At 72.0% G+C, this 5631-nt stretch carries 4 protein-coding genes; 1 reads left to right on the forward strand and 3 read right to left on the reverse strand.

Going from position 1 to position 5631, the window contains the following annotated elements; all coding sequences use genetic code 11:
- The 3 genes from HCN52_RS21300 to HCN52_RS21310 form a co-directional block, all read right to left on the reverse strand.
- The coding region (locus HCN52_RS21300; RefSeq protein ID WP_168090070.1) for a DUF742 domain-containing protein at positions 1 to 349 on the reverse strand (349 nt) is incomplete at its 3' end.
- A gap of 63 nt (positions 350 to 412) precedes the next feature.
- Entirely contained in the window at positions 413 to 826 is a 414-nt protein-coding gene (locus tag HCN52_RS21305; protein ID WP_167931696.1) for a roadblock/LC7 domain-containing protein, read from the reverse strand.
- An 11-nt stretch (positions 827 to 837) separates the two neighbouring features.
- Positions 838 to 4473: a sensor histidine kinase gene (locus HCN52_RS21310; RefSeq protein WP_312876818.1), complete on the reverse strand. Its 3636-nt coding sequence runs from the start codon at positions 4471 to 4473 to the stop codon at positions 838 to 840.
- A gap of 499 nt (positions 4474 to 4972) precedes the next feature.
- Between HCN52_RS21310 and HCN52_RS21315 the strand changes: the two genes are divergently transcribed.
- Positions 4973 to 5200: a hypothetical protein gene (locus HCN52_RS21315; protein ID WP_168090069.1), complete on the forward strand. Its 228-nt coding sequence runs from the start codon at positions 4973 to 4975 to the stop codon at positions 5198 to 5200.
- Positions 5201 to 5631: the final 431 nt, after the last annotated feature.

Consider the following 5631-nt stretch of genomic DNA (forward strand, 5'->3'; position numbering starts at 1 on the left):
GCTCACCCTCATGACCAGGCTGATGAATAGCGACAAGCCCGGCCTCCGCCAGATCGGCGACCAGAATCCGAGCCACACCCAACGGCATCGCCAACAACGCCGAGACCTCGGCAACCGACTTGACCTCGGCCATGCAGAGCTGGCAGATCCGCTGGTGTTCGGGCAACAGCCCTTGGAGCTGCACCGGTTCGACGCTGGTACTGACCAACGCCTCGATGGCCAACTGGTACCGGGGCCTGGTCCGGCCACCGGTCATCGCATACGGACGCACCAGCGGCTGATCGCCGTCATCGTCGTACGTCCCGTGCTGCGTGCCGTAGGAACCCTGTGAGGCGGGCGGGGTCGTCATAGCTCCTCCGGGTGGACATGAGGTCGGCGATGCGGACAGTGGTGCTCATGTGGGGGAGCTGGTTCAGTTGAGGATGCTGGTCTGGAGCTCGGCCCGCAGGTCGGGGGTGAGCACGGCGCCGGCCCGGTCGACCAGGAGCGCCATCTCGTACCCCACGAGGCCGATGTCGGCGTCCGGGTGTGCGAGCACGGCCAGCGACGAGCCGTCCGAGATCGACATGATGAAGAGGAAGCCGCGCTCCATCTCCACCACGGTCTGGTTGACCACGCCGCCCTCGAAGATCCGAGAGGCACCGGCCGTCAGCGAGGTGAGACCGGAGGCCACCGCCGCCAACTGGTCGGCACGGTCACGCGGGAAACCCTCGGACAACGCGAGCAGCAGACCGTCGGCCGAGACCACCACCGTGTGCGACACCCCGGGGGTGTTGGACACGAAGCTGGTGATCAACCAGTTCAGGTTCTGGGCCGCCTGACTCATCGGGCTGTTCATCAACGCTCCTGCCGGTAGGGGGAACCGAGTCCCTGTCCGGTGTTCTCGCCACCGGTCGTCGTTCCCGCCTGACGGCCCTGCTGGATGCCGCGGCGGAGATTGGTCAGTCGGCCGCGGACATCGCTCGGGGAGCGGGAGACCTGCGGGCCGGTCGGCGCCACCTGGGTCTCCTTCTCCTTCGCGGTTCCGGCGACCAGGTTGGCACGCGGGACGCGCCGGGGAAGCCCCGAGGTGGTGACGCCGCCGGCGGCCGGGGAGCGCAACTGCTCCGCACGGCGCCACCGCTCGTCGTTCGGCGACTCCCAGCTGGGTCCGGTGCCGGGCGCCCCGGTGCCTCCCGCGGGGGACGCGGGCTTCTCGGGCCGGGCCGGCGGCAGCTCGCGCGGCGCGGCGGGTTCCGGGCCGGTCGAGGGTGCGGCGGGCCGCTGGAGCGCCTGCGGCGCCTCACGGGGCAGTTCGTGCGGCTGCGGTGCGCCGTTCCGAGCACCGAACCAGGTGGACTCGACCTGCTCGAAGATCGGAGTGCGCTCCGACGGTCCGCCGGCGCCGTAGTGCGGCTGGGGCGCCGACTGCTCCTGCTGCGGGGGCGGGGTGTAGTGGCCGAAGAGGTCGTGCGCCCCGTCGGACTGCTGCGTGCCGTAGGCCGGCATCTCGGTGGTGGGCTGATGGTCGCCGGGTCCTGGCAGGTAGCCGTGCGACGGGTCGTGCTGACCCGCGGTCCGCGCCCCGTGGGGGTCGGCGTAGGCACCGTGCGCGTTCTGCCCGTGGTGGCCCTGCCCGTGCTGTCCCTGCGGGTTGTGGCCGTGTGCATGGGGGGCCTGGGCGTGGGGGTCCTGCTGGACGCCGAAGGGACCGGTGAGCTCCCCGGTGTCGCCGGGCGAGGAGACGGGCCTGGTGAACTCCGTCGCGCCCCCGTGACCCTGCCGGGCGTCGGGCGCGGCATAGCCGCCCGGCGCGCCCTGGCCGTGGCCGTGCTGCCGACCCGTCCCACCGGCACCGCCGTGGGGCTGCCCCTGACCGGGCGGGAGTGCACCCGCCGCGGGGTACCCGCCACCGTCGACGGCCGGGAACTCGCGGGTCGCGGAGAAGTCGTCGCTGTGCGCGTACTGGCCGGTGCCGTGGCCGACGCCGGTGCTCTGGTCGTGCCCGCGCGGCGCGTCGTTGTCCTGCACCGGCGGTATTCGGCCCGTGTCCTCGCCGCGGCTGGCCCAGCTGGGGCGGTCCTGCTGACGCCCGGCGGGCGCCGCACCGTGCGGCGGCACGGGGCCCGCCCCGTGGGGCTGTCCGGCAGGGCCGGGCTGGCCGCCGGTCGGTGCGGCCGCGTCCTGCGGGCGGGTCGCCCCGGGGCGGGAGGGCAGTGCGGCCCGGGTGGGCGGGGCGGCCATCTGGCTGCGGTTCGGGGCGCCTCCGACCTCGGCCTCGCCCGGCTGCCGGCGCTGCTGCGGCTCGCGCCGGAGCGTCGCCGACGGCGGTTCGGCCGCACCGCGTGCGGCGGCACCGTTCGGGTCGGGCTTGGGACGACCGGCGGTCTGCGCCACCTCGGCGGGCAGCATGACCAGCGCGGTGGTGCCTCCGGAGTCGGAGGGACGCAGCTGAATGCGGATGCCGTGGCGCAGGGAGAGGCGACCGACCACGAACAGGCCCATGCGGCGGGAGACGGAGACGTCCACCGTCGGAGGGTTGGCCAGCCGCTCGTTGATCTCGCCGAGGTCCTCGGGCGACAGGCCGATACCGGTGTCGTGGATCTCGACGAGGATGCGGCCGTCGGGCAGGGCGTGACCGGTGACCTTGACCTTCGTCTGCGGCGAGGAGAACGACGTCGCGTTCTCCAGCAGCTCGGCGAGCAGGTGGACGAGGTCGTTGACGACTCGGCCGGCGACGTCGGTCTTGGGGACCGCCGACAGTTCGATCCGCTCGTACTGCTCCACCTCGGAGGCCGCGGCGCGCAGCACGTCGACGAGGGGCACGGGGCGGGTCCACCGTCGACCGGGCTCCTCACCCGCGAGGACGAGGAGGTTCTCACCGTTACGACGCATGCGGGTCGCGAGGTGGTCCAGCTTGAAGAGCGAGGCGAGCTGGTCGGGGTCGGCTTCGCGGGACTCCAGCTCGGAGATCAACGACAGCTGGCGCTGGATCAGGCCCTGGCTCCGACGCGAGAGGTTGGTGAACATCGCGTTGACGTTGCCCCGGAGCAGTGCCTGCTCGCCGGCGAGGCGGACCGCCTCGCGATGGACGTCGTCGAACGCCTCGGCCACCTTGCCGATCTCGTCCCGGGTGTGCACACCGACCGAGGCGACGGAGGTGTCGATGTCCTGCGGGTCGGCCTCGCTCATCTGGCGGACGACCTCGGGCAGGCGGCGGTGAGCAACTTCCTGCGCGGTGTCCTGCAGTCGACGCAGCGACCGGACCATGGAGCGGGCGACGACGAACGCGCCGACGAGGGAGATGCCGAGGACGAGGATGATGACGGCGCCGTTGAGGATCGCGTCCCGCTGCGCCTCGTCACGCAGTTCCTCGGCCTGGCGCTCCATCTCCGCCAGCAGGGTCTGCTCGATGGAGTCCATCGCGTCGACCTTGGAGCGGAGCAGGTCGTAGGCGTCCTGGTCGGAGAGCTGCTCGTCGGCCAGCGCGTCCTCGGCGTCGAAGACGCGGTCCGCGAGCTGACCGGCGCTCACCACGTTGGCGATACCGCCGTCGAGCGGCTCGGTGAGGTCGCTCTCGCCGTAGAGCTGCTGGAAGCTCCGCATCGACGCCTGCTCGTTCTGCTGCGCCGTCTTGCCGTAGCGCCAGTCACTGCCGGAGAAGCCCTCACCGCCCCGGGCCGAGCCACCACTGATCATGGCGCGCTGGATGGAGGCGTACTCCTTGGCGGCGGAGAACGCCGCCAGCGCGCGGGTGGAGTTGATCATCTCCTCGTTGCTGGTCGCCAGGGCCATGTCCTGGGAGAGCGCGAGGAGCGAGTCGATGAGCTCGTTGTAGCGGCTGACGGTCTGGGATATGTACGCCGGGTCGTCGTACGCCTCGTCACGGATGTCGCGGAGCTGGTTGAGCTGGCGGCCGATGCTCAGGACGCGGTTGCTGATGCCGGAGAGGGTGCTGTCGTCCCGGTCGATGCCGAGCGTCGCGTCGGCGAATGCGGACCGGGCGCCGTCGGTCCGGTCGCGCAGCGTCGCGATGTTGCTGGCCTTGGCGCTGGTGGTGTCGGCGATCAGCGGACCCGCGGACCGGTCGCGCTCCTCCTGGAGCGCGGTCGCCAGGCGGGTCGCCTGGCGGGTCATGTCGGTGAGCAGCTGCATGTTGTCCAGCTGCTCGATGTCCTGGTTGGTGTCCTGGATACGGAAGACACCCAGCGCGGTCGCCGCGACGACAGGGAGAGCGATCAGCGAGACCAGGCGAGTGCTGATGCGCCAGTTGCGCATCGCCAACCGGGAGCCGACGGCGTTGGCCTCGGCGGGGTCGGTCTCGGGAGCCGGGCTCTCGCCGACGCGCTCGGGGGCGGCGTCGTCGGTGCTGCCGGCGGCATGGAGGGGCTCACCACCGTGGGGCTGCTGCCCTGTCGCCGGGCTGCTGCCCGACGGACCGCTGGGCCCCGCCTCCCCGGTGGCACTGCCTTCCTTCTTGAAACGTCCCTGCACTAGCGTCGCAACCTCTGGACAAGGCGCCCCGCCGCTGCTGCGGCGAAACGGTGTTGAACCTGGAGCCAGAAGCTCCGTGGCGGTCGTGGGTGACCTTAGCGTCCCCGGATCGGCCGTCGTCGTGGTGGTGGTGTGCACCGGTGCCGTGACGGTCGATATCCCACGCGGTCCGTGGAATTCCAGCACAGAGCCACATCTCCAACAAGGGCCGGGATCACTCCCGGGCCATGAATGACGCTCCGCGCGCACCTCACCACGAGCCGTGGAGGGCAAGTTCGGAGGAAGCGGACTTTTGCTCGTCATCGCATCACCGCCTCCGTCGACACTCCGGAGCGAAGCGACCCCTATCGGATCGACAACCACACATCTTGTCCGCTTTTATCCCCCAGCACCACCCTCACGGAATGGCGCCTTTGCATCCCCCCTCGTGATGAACCTCACAGGCGATCACCTGGGGCTTCGGCGTGGCGGGGCGCTGTGCCGACCTAGCCTCTGGTGGGTGAGCCGTCCGGCGACGACCAAGATCAGGACCGACGAAGAGGCAGACCTCGTGAAGACGACCCTCAGCAACCGCCCCACCGCCAACCCGCGTCGCACCACGCTCGTGCACCTCGCGGACACCTCGGACCTCGCTCCGGAGGCCGGCCCTGTGGCGGAGTCGGTGACCTTGCCGACGCAGACGGCGAACCCGCGGCGCACGACGTTGGTGGACCTGCCCACCCAGTGAGGTGACGCGGCGCGCCGCCCGCACGGGGCGGAGGCGGTACGGTGCGCCCCGCGTACCCGGGCCCGGTGGGAGCCGAGACAGTCGGCTCCCACCGGGCCTTCCCGTTCTCCGACCTGTCCGCTCGCCTGCCTTGTCCGGCAGGGCCGGGCACGGGGTGAGAGCGCGGGCCTGCCCGGAGGGCGGCCCCGGGCGGGGCGGGAGGGGCGGAAGCGTGACGGTGCGCCATGCGGGGACGTCGTGGTGCGGACGTCCCCCTGTCGGCACCGGCACCGGCAGCGGGGAGACGGACTCACGGCGCAGCGCAGGGCCCCACGCCGTCGACCGCGGGGCTGCGGCGCCGGCGTGGGCAAGGGACTCGGGGGCGGTCGGACGCCGGTGGCGCGCCTGTGCCGTCACCGCGGGCCCCACGCGCGGAGCCCGAGCCCCGGGGT

Source organism: Streptomyces bohaiensis, from assembly GCF_012033785.1.
Classification (GTDB): Bacteria; Actinomycetota; Actinomycetes; order Streptomycetales; family Streptomycetaceae; genus Streptomyces; species Streptomyces bohaiensis.